This is a genomic window from Mycobacterium sp. NGS11, from assembly GCF_059813315.1.
This window is the reverse complement of sequence record NZ_JCALEJ010000007.1, coordinates 69675-89597: the sequence shown is the minus strand read 5'-3', so window position 1 is coordinate 89597 and position 19923 is coordinate 69675. Positions and strand designations below refer to the sequence as shown.

The window sequence follows — 19923 nt, the reverse complement described above, 5'->3', positions numbered from 1 at the left end:
CCTTCGTGCAGGTGGCCCGGATGAGCGCCCCCGGCTCGGACCGCGGCAACCTCGACTTCTTTTGTGCGGTAACCATCGTCGGGTTGCTCGCCGGAGTTGCCGGATTGGCGACGACGTTCGTGCTGCGCGCTGTCCAGCACGCCACCTACCACTACAGTTTCGGCGCGTTGCTGGCGGGGGTGGCCGCCAGCAGCCCGATCCGCCGGGTCGTCGGCCCGATGATCGGCGGCGCCCTGGCGGGCCTGGGGTGGTGGCTGTTGCGGCGCCGGGCGGAGGTGCCCCCACTGGCGCAGACCATCGCCGCGCGGGGGCCCGTGCCGAGGTTGTCGTGGAGCGTCGATTCCTTGCTGCAGGTGCTGCTCGTCGGGTCGGGCGCATCACTGGGGCGAGAAGGGGCGCCGCGTCAATTCGCGGCTGCGCTAAGCGATTTCGGCACCGCATGGCTCAAGCGGCTTTCACCGCATGATCGTGAGGTCTTGCTGGCCTGCGCGACCGGGGCCGGGCTTGGCGCGGTGTATGCGGTCCCGCTGGCCGGGGCGCTGTTCTCGATCCGGATCCTGCTCAGCACCTGGCAGCCGCGCGCCGTGGGCGCGGCGTTTCTCTCCTCCGGCCTGGCGGTCGCCGTCGGCTCGGCGATCACCCGCGACCAGCCCAACCTGCAGTGGCCGATCGAGGAGTCGACGTATCTGCTGACCGCGCACGGATTGCTGCTGGCGCCGGTGGCTCTGGCGGTGGGGCTGGCCTTCAACCGGTTGATGGCCGCAGCGCGGCCCGCCCGTCCGATGCGCACGCCGATGCTGATCCCCGCGCTTGCCGCGGCGGGCCTGGTGATGGGGATCTGTTCGCATTGGTGGCCCGAGCTGCCCGGCAACGGCCGCAGCATCCTGACGGTCAGCCTGGCCAGCGGCATGACCTTGCTGTCGGCGCTGGCGATTCTGGCGCTGAAACCCCTTCTGACAGCGTTGTTTCTGCGGGCCGGCGGGGCGGGCGGACTGCTCACGCCCTCACTGGCGACCGGCGCGGCCGCCGGGTCCGCGCTGGTGCTGATGATCAACTGGGCGACGGGGACGCACCTGCACGTGCCGGCGGTGTCGCTGGCCGGCGCCGCGGGCGTGCTGGCGGTGACGCAGGGCTCACCGATCTGGGCGGCGATCTTCGTCTGGGAACTCGCCCGGCCGCCCCTGTGGCTGTTTTTGCTTTTCCTGCTGACCGCGACCAGCGCCCACGGTTTGAAAGTGCTTGTACAGGGCCGCAGCCCGACGCACGCGGGCTAGCGGGACGCTAAAGCGCCCGGACAGTGCCGGTCAGGTGCGGGTAGCCCTTGGCGATGTTGCGCAGCGAAATGTCCCAGCCGCCATCGTGTTCATCGATGTAGAGCCCGGCGGTTGCGGGCAGCACCACCGGCTTGCCGAACCGCACCGAATACCGCACTGCGTCGGGAATCTGCGCCTCGATGTTCGCCAATACGGCTGCGGCGCTGAACATTCCGTGCGCGATCACCGTCGGGAACCCGAACAGTTTGGCCGCGACCGAGTTGGTGTGGATCGGGTTGTGGTCGCCCCCGACGTCGGCGTAGCGCCGGATCAGCCCCGGGCTGATGCGCAGCACGGTCGACGGTGGCGGCAGCTTGGGCTGCTTCTGCGGGGGCGGCTTGGGTTCGTCGGACAGGCTGGTTCGCTGCTGGTGCAAGAAGGTCGTCACCTGATGCCACGCGGTGTCGTTGCCAACGCTGACGTCGGTCACCAGATCGACCAACAGTCCCTTGCGGTGCTCGCGCAGGTTCTCGGCGTGCACGCGCACCCCGACGGTATCGGTGACCGCGATCGGGCGGTACTGCGTGATCTGGTTCTCGGTGTGCACCGATCCCATTGCGGCGAAAGGGAAGTCGAACCCGGTCACCAGCGACATCAGCGCCGGAAAGGTCAGCGCGAACGGGTAGGTCAGCGGGACGTGGTTGCCGTAGCGCAGGCCGGTCACCCCCGCGTACTCGGCCACATTGGCGCGGTCGATCGGCAGTTCCTCGATGGTCACCGTCCGGGTGGGCAGCTCGCTGCCGCGCGACACCACCGGCAGGGCCCCGGCGGCCGCGCGCAACATGTTTTTCAGGCCGCTTGGCTGGTTCATGACATTCTCCTATGCGCCCAGCATCGCCTGGCCGCAGACGCGAATGACGTTGCCCGTCACCGCGTTTGAAGCCGGACTGGCGAAGTAGGCGATGGTTTCCGCGACGTCCACCGGCTGGCCGCCCTGCAGCAGCGAGTTCAGCCGGCGCCCGACCTCGCGGGTGGCCAGCGGGATGGCGGCCGTCATCTGGGTTTCGATGAATCCCGGCGCGACGGCATTGATCGTGATGCCCTTGTCGTAGAGCTGCGGGGCCAGCGACTGGGTGAGGCCGATCATCCCGGCCTTCGTGGTCGCGTAGTTGGTCTGGCCGCGGTTGCCGGCGATGCCTGCCATCGACGACAGGCCGATCACCCGACCACCCTCGCCGAGCGTGCCGTTGGACACGAGCCCTTCGGTAAGTCGCAGCGGGGCAAGCAGATTGACCGCCAGGACGGCGTCCCACCGAGCGTCGTCCATGTTGGCCAGCAGCTTGTCGCGGGTGATGCCGGCGTTGTTGACCAGCACGTCGGCGCGGCCGCCGTGGTGTTCGCGTAGGTGTTCGGTGATCTTGTCGACGGCGTCTTCGGCGGTGACGTCGAGCCACAGCGCGGTGCCCCCGACGCGGCTGGCGGTCTCGGCCAGCGCCTCGGCGGCCGATTCCACGTCGATCGCGACCACGCGTGCGCCGTCGCGGGCGAACACCTCGGCGATCGTCGCGCCGATTCCCCGCGCCGCGCCCGTGACGATGGCTACCTTCCCGTCCAGCGGTCGCTCCCAGTCCGCCGGGGGAGTGGAATCCGCCTCACCGACGTAGAAGACCTGGCCGTCGACGTAGGCGGACTTGGCCGACAGGATGAACCGCATCGTCGACTCCAGGCCCGTCGCAGCGGGTTTGGCGTCCGGTGAGAGATAGACCAGCGCCACCGTGGTGCCGTTACGCACCTCCTTGCCCAGCGAGCGCGTGAAGCCCTCCAGCGCGCGCTGCGCGATCTGCTCGTGCGGGCTCGCGGCGGCGTCGGGCGTGGTGCCGACCACGGCGACGCGCGCCGAATGGCCGAGATTGCGCAGCAGGGGGGTGAAGAACTCGTAGAGCCCCCTGAGCCCCTCGGGCGTGGTGATGCCCGTGGCATCGAACACCAGGCCGCCGAATTTGTCGGCCCAGCGACCGCCCAGGTTGTTGCCCACCAGGTCGTAATCGGCGTCCAGCGCCGCGCGCAGCGGTTCGACGACCCTGCCCTCCCCGCCGATCAGCAAGGCCCCGGCCAGGGGCGGTTCACCGGCGGAGTAGCGGCGCAGCGTCTCGGGTTGGGGGACGCCGAGCTGCTTGGCGAGAAACGATCCAGGACCGGAGTTGACGATCTGAGAGAACAGATCGGATGAAGCCTTGGGAGCCACCGGAGCTACCTTCCATATTCTTTCGAAGTCGGGGTATGCCTACAGCACAACCGTATCGAGGACGAACTTACTGCAGAGTAAGAACAGTGGGTAGTATGGCCCCAGACGGGCGACTCCCAAACCGATAGACCGCCAGAAACACGGAGAAAACAGTGGCCGCTGCAAGTTCTGAGGCAAGCAAGCAACGCAGTTCCGAGCGGCGGCCCGTGGCCGTCCTCGGCGGCAACCGCATCCCGTTCGCCCGATCCGATGGTGCCTACGCGGAGGCCTCCAACCAGGACATGTTCACCGCCGCCCTGGAAGGGCTGGTGGATCGCTTCGGGCTGGCCGGCGAGCGGCTGGGCCTGGTGGTCGGCGGTGCCGTCCTCAAGCACAGCCGGGACTTCAACCTGACGCGTGAATGTGTGCTCGGCTCGCAGCTGTCGTCCCACACCCCCGCGTTCGACCTGCAGCAGGCCTGCGGTACCGGGCTGCAGGCGGCCGTCAACGCGGCCGAGGGCATCGCGGCGGGACGCTACGACGTGGCCGCAGCCGGCGGTGTGGACACCACCTCCGACGCGCCCATCGGCCTGGGCGACAACCTGCGCCGCACGCTGCTCAAGCTGCGCCGCGCGAACTCCAACGTGCAACGGCTGAAGCTGGCGGGCACGCTGCCCGCGACGCTGGGCGTCGAGATCCCGGTCAACAGCGAACCCCGCACCGGGCTGTCCATGGGGGAGCACCAGGCGCTGACGGCGAAGAAGATGGGCATCAGCCGCGTCGCCCAGGACGAGCTGGCCGCCGCCAGCCATCGCAACATGGCCGCCGCCTACGACCGCGGCTTTTTCGACGACCTGGTCACGCCGTTCTTGGGGCTGTACCGCGACGACAACCTGCGCGCGGACTCGTCGGCGGAGAAGCTGGCGAAGTTGCGTCCGGTGTTCGGCGTGAAGGCCGGTGACGCGACGATGACGGCCGGTAACTCGACCCCGCTGACCGACGGCGCGTCGGTGGCGCTGCTGGCCACCGACGAGTGGGCGGCCGCGCATTCGTTGACCCCGCTGGCCTACCTGGTGGATTCGGAGACCGCGGCGGTCGACTATGTCAACGGGCGCGACGGCCTGCTGATGGCCCCGACCTACGCGGTGCCGCGGCTGCTCGCCCGCAACGGCCTGAGCCTGCAGGACTTCGACTTCTACGAGATCCACGAGGCGTTCGCGTCGGTGGTGCTGTGCCACCTGCAGGCGTGGGAATCCGAGGAGTACTGCAAGGAGCGCCTGGGGCTGGACGCCGCGCTGGGGTCGATCGATCGGTCCAAGCTCAACGTCAACGGGTCCTCGCTGGCCGCCGGCCACCCGTTCGCGGCCACCGGTGGACGAATCCTGGCTCAAGCGTCCAAGCAGCTGGCGCAGCGTAAGGCCGAGCAGAAGGGCGGCGGCACCGTGCGCGCCCTGGTCTCGATCTGCGCGGCCGGCGGCCAGGGCGTCGCCGCGATCTTGGAGGCCTGACGGCCCATCGGCCCTCGCCCGCGCGGGCTCGACGCCCGTAATGAGTTGGGTCACTCCTGGTTAGTCCCATCGGGGCGCGGGTATTCGACCCACCGGATGGCCCCGTGTTGTGGTCTGACCCCCCGACCCCGACGGCAATACGGGGCATCCCCCGAATGCGAGTGCCGGCCCGTTTCACGGACTGGCGTGCGAAAAGGGCCGCCGCTGGAGTGAGGGGATCCAGCGGCGGCCTTTTCGCTGCCGGGGGATTGCGCGGTTCGGCAAAAGACAAATCCCCCGCTTCGCGGTCGAAGCGGGGGATTTGCGCGTGGCGTTCGAGGTTGGCCTAGAAGGCGGCCTCGTCGAGCTCCATGATGTCGTTGTCCAGCGTGTCGATGACCTCGCGAGTGCTGGTCAGCAACGGCAGGAAGTTCTTCGCGAAGAACGATGCCACCGCGATCTTGCCCTCGTAGAAGGACTTCTCCTCGCCGCTGGCGCCGGCGTCGAGCGCCGCCACGGCAACCGCCGCCTGGCGCTGCAACAACCAGCCGATGACCAGGTCACCGACGCTCATCAGGAAGCGCACCGAACCCAGACCCACCTTGTACAGGCTGGTCACGTCCTCCTGCGCCGCCATCAGGTAGCCGGTCAGCGTCGCCGCCATCGCCTGCACGTCCTCCAGCGCCTTGGCCAGCAGCTCCCGCTCGGTCTTCAAGCGGCCGTTGCCGGACTCGCTGTCGACGAACTTCTGGATCTGCTCGGACACGTGCGCCAGGGCCTGGCCCTTGTCGCGGACGATCTTGCGGAAGAAGAAGTCTTGCGCCTGGATGGCCGTGGTGCCCTCGTACAGCGAGTCGATCTTGGCGTCCCGGATGTACTGCTCGATCGGGTAGTCCTGCAGGAAGCCGGAGCCACCGAAGGTCTGCAGGCTCTCGGTGAGCTTGGCGTACGCCTGCTCCGAGCCCACACCCTTGACGACGGGCAGCATCAGGTCGTTGACCTTGACCGCCAGCTCGGCGTCCACACCGTGCAGTGCCTCGGCGACGGCCGAGTCCTGGTAGGTCGCGGTGAACAGGTACAGCGCGCGCAGACCCTCGGCGTACGCCTTCTGGGTCATCAGCGACCGGCGCACGTCGGGGTGGTGCGTGATGGTCACTCGCGGTGCGGTCTTGTCGGTCATCTGGGTCATGTCGGCGCCCTGCACGCGAGACTTCGCGTACTCGAGCGCGTTCAGGTAACCCGTCGACAGCGTCGCGATGGCCTTGGTGCCGACCATCATGCGGGCCTGCTCGATCACCTCGAACATCTGCGCGATGCCGTTGTGCACCTCGCCGACCAGCCAGCCCTTGGCGGGGACGTCGTGCTGGCCGAAGCTCAGCTCGCACGTCGCCGATACCTTCAGGCCCATCTTGTGCTCGACGTTGGTGACGTAGACGCCGTTGCGCTCGCCCAGCTCACCGGTCTCGAAGTCGAACAGGAACTTGGGCACGAAGAACAGCGACAGGCCCTTGGTGCCCGGTCCGGCACCCTCGGGGCGCGCCAGCACCAGGTGGAAGATGTTCTCGAACAGGTCGCCGGAGTCGGCGGAGGTGATGAATCGCTTCACCCCGTCGATGTGCCAGGAACCGTCCTCCTGCTGAACCGCCTTGGTCCGCCCGGCGCCCACGTCGGAGCCGGCGTCCGGCTCGGTGAGCACCATGGTCGAACCCCAGCCGCGCTCGGCGGCCAGCTCGGCCCACTTCTTCTGCTCGTCGGTGCCGAGGTGGTGAAGGATCTGGGCGAAGCCCGCCCCTCCGGCGTACATCCACACGGCCGGGTTGGCGCCCAGGAGATGTTCGTGCAGGGCCCACAGCAGCGCCTTGGGAGCGGGCACGCCGCCCAGCGACTCGTCAAGGCCGACCTTGTCCCAACCCGCCTCGATGACGGCGCGAACCGACTTCTTGAAAGACTCGGGCAGCGTCACCGAGTGCGTCTCGGGGTCGAAGATCGGCGGATTGCGGTCGCCCTCGACGAACGACTCCGCGACCGGCCCTTCGGCCAGCCGGCTGATCTCGTTCAACATTTCGCGGGCGGTGTCGGCGTCCAGATCGCTGTATTCGCCTTGGCCCAATGCCTTGTCAACGCCCAGAACTTCGAACAGGTTGAACGCCTGGTCGCGGACGTTGCTCTTGTAGTGGCTCACTACGGTCCTCCTCGTTGAGAATGCCACTTGTGGTTGGGTACTAGGTCTAAGTTACCCACCAGTAACACCGCTAAAATATCGCTAGCGTCAGCGGTATGCAAGCCAATGTGAGCTAGATTTCATTGCCTAATTAACCAACCGGTTGGGAAGCTGCAGGTCACGCCCTGAAAATCGATTTACCTGCGGTGATGACGGGCACATGACCGATGTGCGCGGCGTCACTGCGCTGCCCTCGGAGCTGCCCGCAGTGGATCTGCGGGCCGACCCCGGCCGCCTGCGGGACGCCCTGCGCGTCGCCGGCCACGAGATCGGATTCTTCTATCTCACCGGTCACGGCGTGCCGCCGGAGTTGGTGACGCGGGTCCTGGACGCGGCCCGCCGGCTCTTCGCGCTGCCGCAACCGGACAAGGACGCCGTCGCCATGGTGCGCAGTCCCCACTTCCGTGGTTACACCCGGCTCGGCGGCGAGTTGACCCGCGGGGAAGTGGATTGGCGCGAGCAGATCGACGTCGGGCCGGAACGACCTGCGATCGGTGGGCTGGACGGATCCGACTATCGGTGGCTGCAGGGCCCCAATCAATGGCCCGCCGCGCTGCCGGACCTGCCCGGGATCGTGGCGGAGTGGGACGCCGCGTTGTCCGCGGTGGCCCGCACCCTGCTGCGGCAGTGGGCGGCCGCGCTGGGCGGCCCGCCCGATGTGTTCGACGCCGCCTTCGCCGACGCGCCGGCCACGCTGATCAAGATCATCCGCTACCCGGGCCGCGCGGCCGGCCCGCAGGGCGTGGGCGCGCACCGCGACTCGGGGGTGTTGACACTGCTGCTGGCGGAACCGGGCAGCACCGGCCTGCAGGTGCGGCCGCCGGGAATCGGCCATTCGAACGGCGGCTGGATCGACGTGCCGCCGCGCGAGGGCGCATTCATCGTCAACATCGGTGAACTGCTGGAGGTGGCGACGCGCGGGTACTTACGGGCCACCGAGCACCGGGTCAACCTGCAGGGGCCGGCGGGCGACCGCATCTCGGTGCCCTTCTTCTTCAACCCCCGCCTGGACGCGCGGATACCGGTGCTGTCGCTGCCCGACGAACTCGAGGCACGCGCGCAGCGAATCGACGATCCCTCGGATCCGATCTTCGCGGTCTACGGCCGCAACGCCTGGAAGAGCAGGCTGCGGGCGCATCCGGATGTCGCCGCGGCGCACGGATATTCGGCAGAACGCTTAGAAAACGGGCGAGGGTGGCCGCGCCCGGGCGAGTGAAGCCGGGTAGGGTCAAATCCGACAAATCCCGTCTCCGGCTCTAGGGGCGAATAAGTCCGGTGAACTCGAATGACAAGTTGACAGCGTCGTCACTGCGGGAGGCCTTCGGTCACTTCCCGTCCGGTGTCGTCGCGATCGCCGCCGAAGTGAACGGAACGCGGGAAGGTTTGGCCGCCAGCACTTTTGTGCCCGTATCGCTGGATCCGCCGTTGGTGTCGTTCTGCGTGCAGAACACCTCGACGACGTGGCCCAAACTCAAGGATCTGCCGATGCTGGGGATCAGTGTGCTGGGCGAGGAACATGACGCGGCCGCGCGGGCGCTGGCCGCCAAGACCGGCGACAGGTTCGCGGGGTTGGAAACCGTCTCGCGTTCCACCGGCGCGGTGTTCATCAAGGGCACCGGCCTCTGGCTGGAAAGCGCGATCGAGCAACTCATTCCGGCCGGCGATCACACCATCGTGGTGCTGCGGGTCAGCGAGGTGACGGTGGACGCCGAGGTGGCGCCCATCGTGTTCCATCGAAGCGTCTTTCGCCGTCTCGGCGCGTAATCCTCGCGGAAGACTAGCGACGGAACAGCTTGTTACCGAGCCACACCACCGGGTCGTACTTGCGGTCGGCGACCCGCTCTTTCATCGGGATCAGCGCGTTGTCGGTGATCTTGATGTTTTCCGGGCAGACCTCGGTGCAGCACTTGGTGATGTTGCAGTAGCCCAGGCCGTGCTCGTCCTGAGCGTCGTTGCGCCGGTCGCGGGTGTCCAGCGGGTGCATTTCCAGCTCGGCGATTCGCATCAAAAAGCGTGGGCCGGCGAACGCCTTCTTGTTCTCCTCGTGGTCGCGCACCACGTGGCACACGTTCTGACACAGGAAGCACTCGATGCACTTGCGGAACTCCTGGGAGCGTCCGACGTCTTCCTGCGCCATCCGGTATTCGCCGGGCTGCAGGTCCTTGGGCGGCGCGAAAGACGGTATCTCGCGGGCCTTTTCGTAGTTGAACGAGACGTCGGTGACCAGGTCGCGGATCACCGGGAACGTCCGCAGCGGCGTGACGGTGACCACCTCGTCCTCGGCGAAGGTGGACATCCGGGTCATGCAGAGCAGCCGCGGCTTGCCGTTGATCTCCGCCGAGCAGGAGCCACACTTGCCCGCCTTGCAGTTCCACCGGACCGCCAGATCGGGCGTCTGCGTCTGCTGCAGGCGATGGATGATGTCGAGGACGACCTCGCCCTCGTTGACCTCGACCGTGAAGTCCTGCAAACCGCCGTCGGCGTCGTCGCCGCGCCACACCCGCATCGTCGCGTTGTAGGTCATTTGCCACTCCGTCCCGGGTGCCCGGCGAGTTCTTCGTCGGTGTAGTACTTCTCCAGCTCGGCGATGTCGAACAGCTCCAGCAGATCGGGCCGCATCGGCGTCTGATCCTTCTTCGTGATGGTGATGTCCGGAATCACCTCGTCGCCCTCGGCCGCCTCGCACACCAGCAGCACCTTGCGCCACGACGAGTCCATCGACGGGTGGTCGTCGCGGGTGTGCCCGCCGCGGCTCTCGGTGCGCTGCAGCGCGGCCTTGGCGACGCATTCGCTGACCAGCAGCATGTTGCGCAGGTCGATGGCGAGGTTCCAGGCCGGGTTGTATCGCCGCTGCCCCTCCACGTGCAGGTTCTTGAACCGCGCCCGCAGCTTGTCCAGCCGCGCCAGGGCCTCCGTGATCTCGTCGGACTTGCGGATGATGCCGACCAGGTCGTTCATCGACTGTTGCAGTTCCAGCTGCAGGGTGTAGGGGTTCTCCCCGGCGGCGCCGTTGGCCGGCGCGTCAAAGGGTGACAGCGCCCGCTTCGCCGCCGCCTCGACGGCGTCGTCGGCGATGGCCGGACGGCTGCTCAACGCCCGCACGTAGTCGGCCGCGCCCAGACCGGCGCGCCGGCCGAACACCAGCAGGTCCGACAGCGAGTTGCCGCCCAGCCGGTTCGAGCCGTGCATGCCGCCGGAGCATTCGCCGGCGGCGAAGAGCCCGGGGACCGTGGCGGCGCCGGTGTCGGCGTCCACCTCGACGCCGCCCATCACGTAGTGGCAGGTCGGCCCGACTTCCATGGGCTCCTTGGTGATGTCGACCCCGGCCAGCTCCTTGAACTGGTGGTACATCGACGGCAGGCGGCGGTTGATCTCCGCCGGGGTCAGTCGCGACGCGATGTCGAGGAAGACGCCGCCGTGTGGGCTGCCCCGTCCGGCCTTGACCTCGGAGTTGATCGCGCGCGCGACCTCGTCGCGGGGCAACAGGTCCGGGGTGCGGCGGGCCGAGTCGTTGTCCTTGAGCCACTGGTCGGCTTCTTGTTCGGACTCCGCGTACTGGCCCTTGAACACCGACGGGATGTAATCGAACATGAACCGCTTGTCGTCCGAGTTCTTCAGCACCCCGCCGTCGCCGCGAACGCCCTCGGTGACCAAGATCCCCTTCACACTCGGCGGCCACACCATGCCCGTCGGGTGGAACTGGACGAACTCCATGTTGATCAGCGACGCGCCCGCGCGCAGGGCCAGTGCGTGGCCGTCGCCGGTGTACTCCCACGAGTTCGAAGTGACCTTGAACGACTTGCCGATGCCGCCGGTGGCCAGCACCACCGCGGGCGCCTCGAACAAGATGAAGTTTCCGCTTTCGCGGATGTAGCCGAACGCCCCGGCGATCGCGTCGCCGTCCTTGATCAACTCGGTGATCGTGGTTTCGGCGAACACCCGGATCCGGGCTTCGTAGTCGCCGAGCTCGGCGAAATCCTCCTGCTGCAGCGACACGATCTTCTGCTGCATGGTGCGGATCAGCTCCAGGCCGGTGCGGTCACCGACGTGGGCCAGCCGGGGGTAGGTGTGCCCGCCGAAGTTGCGCTGGCTGATCTTGCCGTCCTTGAGGCGATCGAACAGCGCGCCATAGGTTTCCAGCTCCCAGACGCGGTCCGGGGCTTCCTTGGCGTGCAGTTCGGCCATGCGCCAGTTGTTGAGGAATTTCCCGCCGCGCATCGTGTCGCCGAAGTGGGTCTTCCAGTTGTCCTTCGGGTTGGTGTTGCCCATGGACGCCGCGCAGCCACCCTCGGCCATCACCGTGTGGGCCTTGCCGAACAGCGACTTGCACACCACCGCAACCCGCAAACCCCGTTCGCGCGCTTCGATGACCGCACGCAGCCCGGCGCCGCCCGCACCGATCACGACCACGTCATACGTGTGCCGCTCGATTTCAACCATTGAAACCCTCGCTAGCTAAATTCTGATTGATGTCGAAATGGCTTGTCAGCCAACAAATCTCAGGTCTGGGATGGTGCCGCTGGCCACCAGCGCGATGTAGAAGTCGGTGAGCATCAGCGTGCCCAGCGTGATCCAGGCGTACATCTTGTGCCGGGTGTTGATGACGCTGACCTGCGTCCAGATCCAGTACCGCACAGGGTGCTTGGAGAAATGCTTGAGCCGGCCGCCGGTGACGTGCCGGCAGGAGTGGCACGACAGCGTGTAGATCCAGAGCATGATGACGTTGCCGAGCAGGATCAGATTGCCCAGACCGAAACCGAATCCGCCGGGTCCGCTGTCGGAGTGAAACGCGACGATGGCGTCGTAGGTGTTGATCACCGAGATGATGCCGGCGATGTAGAAGAAGTACCGGTGCGTGTTCTGGATGATCAGCGGGAACCGCGTCTCGCCGGTGTAGTGGGCGCGCGGCTCGGCCACCGCGCAGGCGGTGGGCGACTGCCACACCGTGCGGTAGTAGGCGCCGCGGTAGTAGTAGCAGGTCAACCGGAACAGCAGGAGGAACGGCAGCGAGAGCGCCGCGTACGGCAGCCACCACACGTCGGGAAGGAACTGCGGCCAGATGTCGCCGGCCTCACCGCAACCCTTGCTCACGCACGGCGAGTAGAACGGCGTCAGGTAGTGGTATTTGGGGACGAAGAAGTAATTCTGTTGAAACGCCCGCGCTGTCGCATAGATGAGGAAGGCGGCGAAGCCGAGATCGATTCGCAGCGGCGACATCCACCACCGGTCGGTGCGTAGGGTGCGTTGCTGGATACGGGCGCGCGTGGGTGAAAAGACACCGGACGCAGGACGGTTCGCCGTTGGTGCGCTCATTTAGTGTGTTCCTCTTCGAACGGGCTGTAGGTCGAAGGGTACACAGAGGAAAGCCCCCCTTTTCTGGGGGGCTTGGGTTGTTCAGGCCCTGTTGTGACCGCCGACACCCTCGTCGTCGACGTCGCGCCAGAATTCGCTGTCGTACTGGGTGTCTGGAATGACGATCTTCTCGCCGGACTGCTGCACGGTGGCGCCGGCCAGGTCCAATTCGGACACGTCGGTGTCGAGCAGGTCGACGTCGGACATGATGCGGTCGGCGTCGATGACGATGCGCCGCATGGCCGGGCTGTCACCGTATCGGGCCCGCAGGGAACTCACGCACCGCCGCAGGCCGCCGATTAGGTCGTGGAGTTCGGCGAATTCGGTCGTGCCAGTCGTGCTCGTCAACGGATCTCCTCGGCAGTGTTTCGGATCACAGTACGCCCTCGATACTATCCACGGCACACGCCACACGTCAGTTTTGTTGAGCCCGGATGCCGAGGGAGCAGACACTTATGACGGGACGCACCCCGCCGGCCGAGCGGGCCGCCACGCTGCTGAAACTGCACCGGCCGGGTGACCCGGTCATCCTGCCGACCGTGTGGGATGCCTGGTCGGCGCGGCTGGCCACCGGCGCCGGATTCGCCGCCCTGACGGTGGGCAGTCACCCGATGGCGGACTCGATCGGCAAACCCGACAACGAGGGCATGTCGTTCGACGACGTCCTCGCCCGGGTCGCCCAGATCACCGCCGCCGTCGATGTCCCCGTTTCGGTGGACATCGAGTCCGGTTACGGGCAGCCGCCGGCCCGGCTGATCGAGGGCCTGCTCAGCGCCGGGGCCGTCGGGCTGAACATCGAGGACACCGTGCACTCGGAGGGCAAGCGGTTGCGGTCGGCCGGCGAACACGCCGAGCTGGTCGGCGAGCTGCGGTCGGCCGCCGACGCGGCCGGGGTGCACGTCGTCATCAATGCCCGGACGGATCTGTTCGTGCGCCAGGACGGCGAGGCGTCCGATCGCGTCGAGCGGGCGGTGGCACGGCTGAATCAGGCGGCAGCCGCCGGCGCCGATGTGCTCTATCCGGTGGGCCGCCACGACCCCGACACGTTGCGGCGCCTCACCGCGGAGCTGGAGTTGCCGGTCAACGCGATCGCGCTGCCCGACCAGGACGACCCGGCGTCGTTCGGTCCGCTGGGTGTGGCGCGCATCAGTTTCGGGCCGTTCCTGCAGGCCGCGCTGGCGACCCGGGCCAAGGAGCTGCTGGCCCGCTGGGGCTGACGCGCCGAATCCGGCGGAGCCGTTGTGACTCCGCCGGATTCGGCTGTTTCTCTCCGAACTGGCCGGAGACTATTTGGTGATCTCGATGCGCTGCGCCTGGTTGTCGGCGTATGCACCGGCGACCCGCACTGTCAGCACGCCGGCGTCATAGGTGGCCGTGATGGCATCGCCGGTGACGTGGCCGGGCAGCTGGAACGACCGGCGGAACGATCCGTACCGGATCTCCCGCAGCGTGCGGCCTGCATCTTCCCCTTCGTCTTGCGCCCGCCGATCGCGGTGCTCGCCGTGGATGACCAACCGTCCGCGGTCGACCTCCACGTTGACGTCCTGGTCGACGTCAACGCCCGGGAGCTCGACCCGTACGATCGCGTCGTCGCCGTCCTTAACGATCTCGGCGGCGGGCTTGAAGCCGCTGGTCGCCGGGGTGTTCCAGTCCGCCGCGGCGGCGGGTCCGAAAAAGTCGCGCAACCACCGGTCGGTGTCCCAGGCCGGCCGCGACCACAATGCGAGGCTGCTCATGGCGCTTCCCTTCTAATTCCTTGAACTTGATTGTGAGATTCCTGTGACCGGTGCCTGTTCGACCGGCTACTAGGTCAAACATGAGTCGACCCCGCTAAAGTTCCACCTTGTCGTTCGCCGGCAGCGAACGATCAATCACAGGCCTTCCTGTGAGTTGTGAGATCCTCGTCATAGGACCGTCACATTGGGCGAAAAGAACGTAATTTCTGGCCGTTACTCTCAAAGCCATGTCTGCAGACGGGATTTCGCGCGCCAGCTGTGCGCGTCGTCACATCATCGTAGTCGGACATGGCATGGTGGGGCACCGATTCGTCGAGGCGCTGCGCGCCCGTGACGCCGAGGAACTGTGGCGCATCACGGTTTTCGCCGAGGAGACCGACGCCGCCTACGACCGCGTCGGCCTGACCTCCTACACCGAAAGCTGGGATCGCAAGCTACTGGCATTGCCCGGCAACGAATACGAGGGTGACGAGCTGGTGCGGCTCGTGCTCAACCAGCGCGTCATCGAAATAGACCGCGCCGCAAAGACAGTGACGACGGCGGACGGCCAGCGGCACGCGTATGACACGTTGGTCCTGGCGACCGGGTCGTACGCGTTCGTGCCCCCGGTGCCGGGCCACGACCTGCCCGCATGCCACGTGTACCGCACGCTCGACGACCTCGACGCCATCCGCGCCGACGCCCAGCGCACGGTCGAAACCTCGCACGCCACCGCGGGTGTCGTGATCGGCGGCGGCCTGCTGGGCCTGGAGGCCGCTAACGCGCTGCGCCAGTTCGGGTTGCAGACTCACGTCATCGAGATGATGCCGCGGCTGATGGCCCAACAGATCGACGAGGCCGGCGGTGGGCTGCTGGCCAGGATGATCGGCGAGCTCGGTATCTCGGTGCACGTCGGCACCGGAACCGAATCGATCGAGGCGGTCGAGCATTCGGACGGCACCACCTCGGTGCGGGTGAGTCTGACCGACGGCCAGGTCATCGACGCCGGTCTGGTGATCTTCGCCGCCGGCATCCGGCCGCGCGACGAGCTCGCGACCGCCGCCGGACTGACGCGCGCCGAGCGTGGCGGGGTGCTCACCGACGTGGCTTGCCAGACAAGCGATCCCGACATCTACGCGATCGGTGAGGTCGCCGCGATCGGCGGTCGGTGCTACGGCCTGGTGGGTCCCGGTTACACCTCCGCCGAGGTGGTGGCCGACCGGTTGTTGGACGGCGTCGCGGAGTTCGGCGAGGCGGACCTGTCCACGAAGCTCAAACTGCTGGGCGTCGACGTGGCCAGCTTCGGCGACGCGATGGGGACCACCGAGAACTGCCTCGAGGTCGCCATCAACGACGCGGTCAACCGCACCTACGCCAAGCTCGTGCTCTCCGACGACGCCAAGACGCTGCTCGGCGGCGTGCTGGTCGGTGACGCCTCGTCCTACGGCGTGCTGCGGCCCATGGTCGGCAGCGAGCTGCCCGGCGACCCGCTGGCACTGATCGCACCGGCCTCCTCCGGCGGCGGCACCGCGTTGGGTGTTGGGGCGCTACCGGATTCGGCGCAGATCTGCTCGTGCAACAACGTCACCAAGGGCGATCTGAAGTGCGCGATCGCCGACGGCTGCGCCGATGTCCCCGCGCTCAAGGCGTGCACCTCGGCGGGCACCTCGTGTGGGTCATGCGTCCCGCTGCTCAAGCAGCTGCTGGAAGCCGAGGGCGTGGAACAGTCCAAGGCGCTCTGCGAGCACTTCAGCCAATCGCGCGCGGAGCTTTTCGAGATCATCTCCGCCACCGAGATCCGCACCTTCTCCGGGCTGCTGGAGCGCTTCGGCCGCGGAAAGGGTTGCGACATCTGCAAACCCGTGGTCGCCTCCATCCTGGCCTCCACCGGGTCGGACCACATCCTCGAAGGCGAGCAGGCCTCGCTGCAGGATTCCAACGACCACTTCCTGGCCAACATCCAGAAGAACGGCAGCTACTCGGTGGTGCCCCGAGTCCCCGGCGGGGACATCAAGCCGGAGCACCTGATCCTGATCGGCCAGATCGCCCAAGACTTCGGGCTCTACACCAAGATCACCGGCGGGCAGCGGATCGACATGTTCGGCGCGCGGGTGGACCAACTGCCGGAGATCTGGAAGCGCCTCGTCGACGGTGGCATGGAATCGGGCCATGCGTACGGCAAGGCCTTACGCACGGTGAAGAGCTGCGTGGGAACCGACTGGTGCCGTTACGGGCAGCAGGATTCGGTGCAGCTGGCCATCGATTTGGAACTGCGCTACCGCGGCTTGCGGGCACCGCACAAGATCAAGATGGGCGTCTCGGGCTGCGCGCGAGAGTGCGCCGAGGCGCGGTCCAAGGACGTCGGCGTCATCGCCACCGAAAAGGGCTGGAACCTGTACGTCGGGGGCAACGGCGGCATGACGCCCAAACACGCGCAGCTGCTGGCCAGCGACCTGGACACCGAAACGCTGGTCCGCTACGTCGACCGGTTCGTCATGTACTACATCCGGACGGCCGACCGGCTGCAACGCACGGCGCCGTGGGTCGACTCGCTCGACGGCGGGCTCGACCACGTGCGCGAGGTGGTGTGCGACGACTCGCTCGGCCTGGCCGGGGAATTCGAAGCCGCAATGGAGCGGCACGTCGAGAACTACAAGTGCGAATGGAAGGGCGTGCTGGACGACCCGGACAAGCTGTCACGGTTCGTGTCGTTCGTCAACGCCCCGGACGCCGTCGATTCGACGGTGGCGTTCACCGAGCACGCCGGCCGCAAAATCCCTGTGTCCATTGGTATGCCGCGGGTCCGTGCGGCGACAACGGAGGAATGAGGAACCGATCATGACACTTCTCAACGACATTGCGGTGTGGACCAGCGCGTGCGCGTACGAGCACCTCATTCCGGGTCGCGGCGTCGGCGTGCTGCTCGACGACGGTTCCCAGGCGGCGTTGTTCCGGCTCGACGACGGCTCGGTGTACGCGGTCGGCAACGTCGACCCGTTCTCCGGGGCCGCGGTGCTTTCCCGCGGGATCGTGGGTGACCGCGACGGCTGCGTCACGGTTCAGTCGCCCATCTTGAAGCAGGCGTTCTCGCTCGAAGACGGTTCCTGCCTGGATGATCCGACCGTTTCGGTGCCGGTGTACCCGGTGCGGATCACCGACGACGGCTACGTTCAGGTCGCGCGCGACTACCAGCCGCGGGCCGCCTGAGGCCGAACGCCGGGTTCAGCGGGTGATGTCGCCGACCAGGTAGCGCTGCATCGTCGGCCCGATCGCGTCGACGAGTGCGTCCACCGGCATGGAGTGCAGCGGCTCGGATCGGATGCCGTAGCGCATGATGCCCAGGCCCACCAATTGCGAGGCGCACAGCGAGGCCCGCAGGGCCGCCTTGTCGGCGCCCAGAATCTTCAGCAGTGGGCCGAAGACGGGTCCGATGAACATGCCCTGCACGATTTCGGCGGTCTTCGCCATTCCCGTCGACGCGACGGCACTGGCCGCGAACGGGCCGCCGCCGGCGGCGTCCCACGTCGTGATCAGCATGCGCAGGGTACGCCGGCCCACCTGATTGGCACCGCCCGTGACGATCCGGTCGATGAATTCCGGTGTGCCGAAGGGCAACCGCAGCATCTTGGCGACCGGGTCGAGGATCCCATGCGACTGCTCTTCGCGACGGGGCATGGTGCCAGGATCGCCCGTCGGCGACCAAAGATCAAGGAACGCCGAGCACCGGCGCGCCTCGCCGGCAGGCGATTTGCGCTAGGGAAGGGAAATTGTGGTTCGAGGGTGGGCCGGCTGATGCGGGCTCGATCGGCGCGACGCGTGCCGGGCCGTCCGGGCGAGGACCGGCGGCAGCGCCCGGCGAAAGCGGTTCGCGACCAGCCGCGCCAGCCCCGGGTGGGTGCCCAGCGGCTCGCTGACCAGGTCGGCGCCACACCCGTGCAGCCGTTGTTGGAACAGGCCGTCGGCCAGTAGATACGAAGCGACCACGACGCGTCCGCCGGTGCGGCGCGCCCGTGCCCGATCCACGGCCTCTGGCACCGGCGGATCACCGGTGGCCGCGAACGCCAGGCTCACCCGGGACCCGGTCAGCGCCGACAACAGCGTCGCCGTGGTGTGCAGATCGGCGCGGGCCTTGTCGTCGGATGTCCCCGCGGCCGCCAGGATCACCGAATCGCCCGGCCGCCAACCGCATTTCAGCAGTTGATCGCCGACGATCCGGGCGATCTGACCGCTCGGGCCCAACGCGGGGGTGACGGTCACGTTCGGGTGTCCACTGATCTCGACGTGTGACGGCAGGTCCGCCCGTACGTGGTATCCGCGCGACAGGAACGCGGGCACCACGATGGCGGGCCGTTCGGCGGCCTTCGCGCGCGCCAGGACTTCGCTGGGGGTGGGGCCGAGAACATCCACGAAGGCAACGTCTACCGTGCTGCGGACGAGCGTACTCACCTGTGCCGCAAGGTCTTCGATCATCGCAACGCCACCCGGCCTGCGGGTGCCGTGGGCTACCAGGATCAATGCCATGTGGAGTCTCCCGGATGGTCGACCGCGAGCCGGTAACCGCGCTTGACGACGGTCGCAACGATGTTCTTGTCGCCCAGCGCCGTTCGCAGCCGCAGCACTGCGGTATCGACGGCGTGGGGATCATTGCTGTTGCCGGGAAGTACCCGCAGCAAGTCGTTGCGTGCGACGACATCGCCGGGACGTTGTGCCAGTGCGCGCAGGGTAGCCATGCTCGATCCCGACAGCGACTGCACCGACCCGTCGACCAGCACGCACGTTCCGCGGATCTCGATGTCGTGCCCGGCCGCGCGGATGGTGCACGACCGCAGCGGCGGGAGCTCCTGGGCGATGTGACGGGCCAACGCGCCCAACCGCATTCGCTCGGGCGAGGACGTCGGGATCCCCGCGCGGATCAACGGCTGGGCGGTGACCGGGCCGACGCACATCGCATGCACGTCGCTGCGAAGCGCTTGCAGCAGTTGGTCTTCGATGCCCAGCTCGCGGCTGCGTTCCAGCAGCGCCGCGCCGGCGGGCGCCGAGGTGAAGGTCACGGCGTCGAATTGCCGGCGCGCGACCGAGGCGACGAGTTGGTCGAAGTCACCGCCGGCCGGCGTCGGCTTCCACCGGTACACATGGATGGGAACCACCTGCGCGCCCGCCGCCCGCAATCCGTTGATGAACTCCGGGAAGGGATCCCAACCGTCGGCTGCACCGTGCAGCTGGACGGCGATGCGCTTGCCGGCGACGTCCGACTCGAGGAGATAGCGCAGGACTTCGCGCGACGACTCTGACTTGGGGGACCACTCCTCGTGCAGCCCGGCGGCCCGCAACGCGCCGGTCGCCTTCGGGCCGCGCGCCACGATCCGCGACTTGGCAAGCGACGCCAGCAGCTGGGTCGCCAGCCCCCAGCCGTCGGCCGCGGCGACCCAGCCGCGGAAGCCTATGCCGGTGTGCGCCACCAAGATATCGGGTGGATCGGCGATCACCGCTTCGGTGTGATTCTGCAGTTCGGCGTCTTCGGGCAGCGCGATGATGTTGATGGCCGCGGCGCTGGAGACCTCCGCGCCGTTACGGCGCAGCAACGCGCACAGCTCCTCAGCGCGGTTCGCCGACGTGACGGCGATCCGGTAGCCGGTCAGCGGCGCGGAGTCTGGTGGGGCCAGTTGAGGGG

Annotated in this window: 18 protein-coding genes; 7 read left to right on the top strand and 11 right to left on the bottom strand. The window is 67.6% G+C overall.

All coding sequences use genetic code 11. From position 1 onward, the window contains the following. Positions 1-20: 20 nt before the first annotated feature. A complete protein-coding gene (locus tag AC5Y4T_RS11605) occupies positions 21-1274 on the top strand; it encodes a chloride channel protein (protein WP_499953037.1) in 1254 nt (417 codons plus the stop codon). A 7-nt stretch (positions 1275-1281) separates the two neighbouring features. Here AC5Y4T_RS11605 and AC5Y4T_RS11600 read toward each other — a convergent pair whose 3' ends face one another. Continuing rightward, complete coding sequence (locus AC5Y4T_RS11600; RefSeq protein ID WP_499953036.1) at positions 1282-2124, bottom strand: MaoC/PaaZ C-terminal domain-containing protein; 843 nt, start codon at positions 2122-2124, stop codon at positions 1282-1284. A 9-nt stretch (positions 2125-2133) separates the two neighbouring features. Next, positions 2134-3498, bottom strand: coding sequence for a 3-oxoacyl-ACP reductase (locus AC5Y4T_RS11595; protein ID WP_499917775.1), 1365 nt, complete (start codon positions 3496-3498; stop codon positions 2134-2136). A 152-nt stretch (positions 3499-3650) separates the two neighbouring features. Here AC5Y4T_RS11595 and AC5Y4T_RS11590 point away from each other — a divergent pair, with 152 nt between their 5' ends. Beyond that, positions 3651-4985, top strand: coding sequence for an acetyl-CoA C-acetyltransferase (locus AC5Y4T_RS11590; RefSeq protein ID WP_499917776.1), 1335 nt, complete (start codon positions 3651-3653; stop codon positions 4983-4985). A gap of 325 nt (positions 4986-5310) precedes the next feature. Here AC5Y4T_RS11590 and AC5Y4T_RS11585 read toward each other — a convergent pair whose 3' ends face one another. Further along, complete coding sequence (locus AC5Y4T_RS11585; protein ID WP_499953035.1) at positions 5311-7146, bottom strand: acyl-CoA dehydrogenase; 1836 nt, start codon at positions 7144-7146, stop codon at positions 5311-5313. 199 nt (positions 7147-7345) lie between these two features. Between AC5Y4T_RS11585 and AC5Y4T_RS11580 the strand changes: the two genes are divergently transcribed. Continuing rightward, complete coding sequence (locus tag AC5Y4T_RS11580; protein WP_499953034.1) at positions 7346-8401, top strand: isopenicillin N synthase family dioxygenase; 1056 nt, start codon at positions 7346-7348, stop codon at positions 8399-8401. A gap of 59 nt (positions 8402-8460) precedes the next feature. Next, the gene (locus AC5Y4T_RS11575; RefSeq protein ID WP_499917778.1) at positions 8461-8949 is read left to right on the top strand and encodes a flavin reductase family protein; all 489 of its coding nucleotides are present in this window, start codon (positions 8461-8463) and stop codon (positions 8947-8949) included. A gap of 13 nt (positions 8950-8962) precedes the next feature. Here AC5Y4T_RS11575 and AC5Y4T_RS11570 read toward each other — a convergent pair whose 3' ends face one another. The 4 genes from AC5Y4T_RS11570 to AC5Y4T_RS11555 form a co-directional block, all read right to left on the bottom strand. Further along, the gene (locus AC5Y4T_RS11570) at positions 8963-9709 is read right to left on the bottom strand and encodes a succinate dehydrogenase/fumarate reductase iron-sulfur subunit (RefSeq protein WP_067123930.1); all 747 of its coding nucleotides are present in this window, start codon (positions 9707-9709) and stop codon (positions 8963-8965) included. After that, positions 9706-11625, bottom strand: a complete 1920-nt coding sequence (locus AC5Y4T_RS11565) for a fumarate reductase/succinate dehydrogenase flavoprotein subunit (protein WP_499917779.1) — start codon at positions 11623-11625, stop codon at positions 9706-9708. Before AC5Y4T_RS11565 ends, AC5Y4T_RS11570 begins: the two co-directional genes overlap by 4 nt. A gap of 45 nt (positions 11626-11670) precedes the next feature. Beyond that, on the bottom strand, positions 11671-12498 hold the full coding sequence (sdhC, locus tag AC5Y4T_RS11560) for a succinate dehydrogenase subunit SdhC (RefSeq protein WP_499917780.1): 828 nt from the start codon (positions 12496-12498) through the stop codon (positions 11671-11673). Positions 12499-12579: 81 nt separating this feature from the next. Beyond that, positions 12580-12885 carry an Rv0250c family protein gene (locus AC5Y4T_RS11555; protein WP_064953694.1) on the bottom strand — a complete coding sequence of 102 codons (306 nt, stop codon included), beginning with the start codon at positions 12883-12885 and terminating at the stop codon, positions 12580-12582. A gap of 107 nt (positions 12886-12992) precedes the next feature. Between AC5Y4T_RS11555 and AC5Y4T_RS11550 the strand changes: the two genes are divergently transcribed. Beyond that, positions 12993-13754, top strand: a complete 762-nt coding sequence (locus tag AC5Y4T_RS11550) for an isocitrate lyase/PEP mutase family protein (RefSeq protein WP_499948252.1) — start codon at positions 12993-12995, stop codon at positions 13752-13754. A gap of 69 nt (positions 13755-13823) precedes the next feature. On the opposite strand, the gene AC5Y4T_RS11545 is transcribed toward AC5Y4T_RS11550, so the two are convergent. Then, a complete protein-coding gene (locus AC5Y4T_RS11545; protein WP_499953033.1) occupies positions 13824-14273 on the bottom strand; it encodes an Hsp20/alpha crystallin family protein in 450 nt (149 codons plus the stop codon). A gap of 227 nt (positions 14274-14500) precedes the next feature. Here AC5Y4T_RS11545 and nirB point away from each other — a divergent pair, with 227 nt between their 5' ends. Further along, positions 14501-17080, top strand: a complete 2580-nt coding sequence (nirB, locus tag AC5Y4T_RS11540; protein WP_499953032.1) for a nitrite reductase large subunit NirB — start codon at positions 14501-14503, stop codon at positions 17078-17080. Positions 17081-17090: 10 nt separating this feature from the next. After that, positions 17091-17459 (top strand): nitrite reductase small subunit NirD, encoded by a 369-nt coding sequence (gene nirD, locus AC5Y4T_RS11535; RefSeq protein WP_499917784.1) that lies wholly within the window; start codon positions 17091-17093, stop codon positions 17457-17459. Between the two features lie 15 nt (positions 17460-17474). Here nirD and AC5Y4T_RS11530 read toward each other — a convergent pair whose 3' ends face one another. From AC5Y4T_RS11530 to AC5Y4T_RS11520, 3 genes are all read right to left on the bottom strand, one after another. Beyond that, positions 17475-17927 carry a TetR/AcrR family transcriptional regulator gene (locus tag AC5Y4T_RS11530; protein ID WP_499917785.1) on the bottom strand — a complete coding sequence of 151 codons (453 nt, stop codon included), beginning with the start codon at positions 17925-17927 and terminating at the stop codon, positions 17475-17477. Positions 17928-18005: 78 nt separating this feature from the next. Next, a complete protein-coding gene (locus AC5Y4T_RS11525; protein WP_499948246.1) occupies positions 18006-18773 on the bottom strand; it encodes a sirohydrochlorin chelatase in 768 nt (255 codons plus the stop codon). Continuing rightward, positions 18764-19915, bottom strand: a complete 1152-nt coding sequence (locus AC5Y4T_RS11520; RefSeq protein WP_499948340.1) for a uroporphyrinogen-III synthase — start codon at positions 19913-19915, stop codon at positions 18764-18766. The genes AC5Y4T_RS11525 and AC5Y4T_RS11520 overlap by 10 nt, the downstream gene beginning before the upstream one ends. Positions 19916-19923 lie beyond the last annotated feature (8 nt).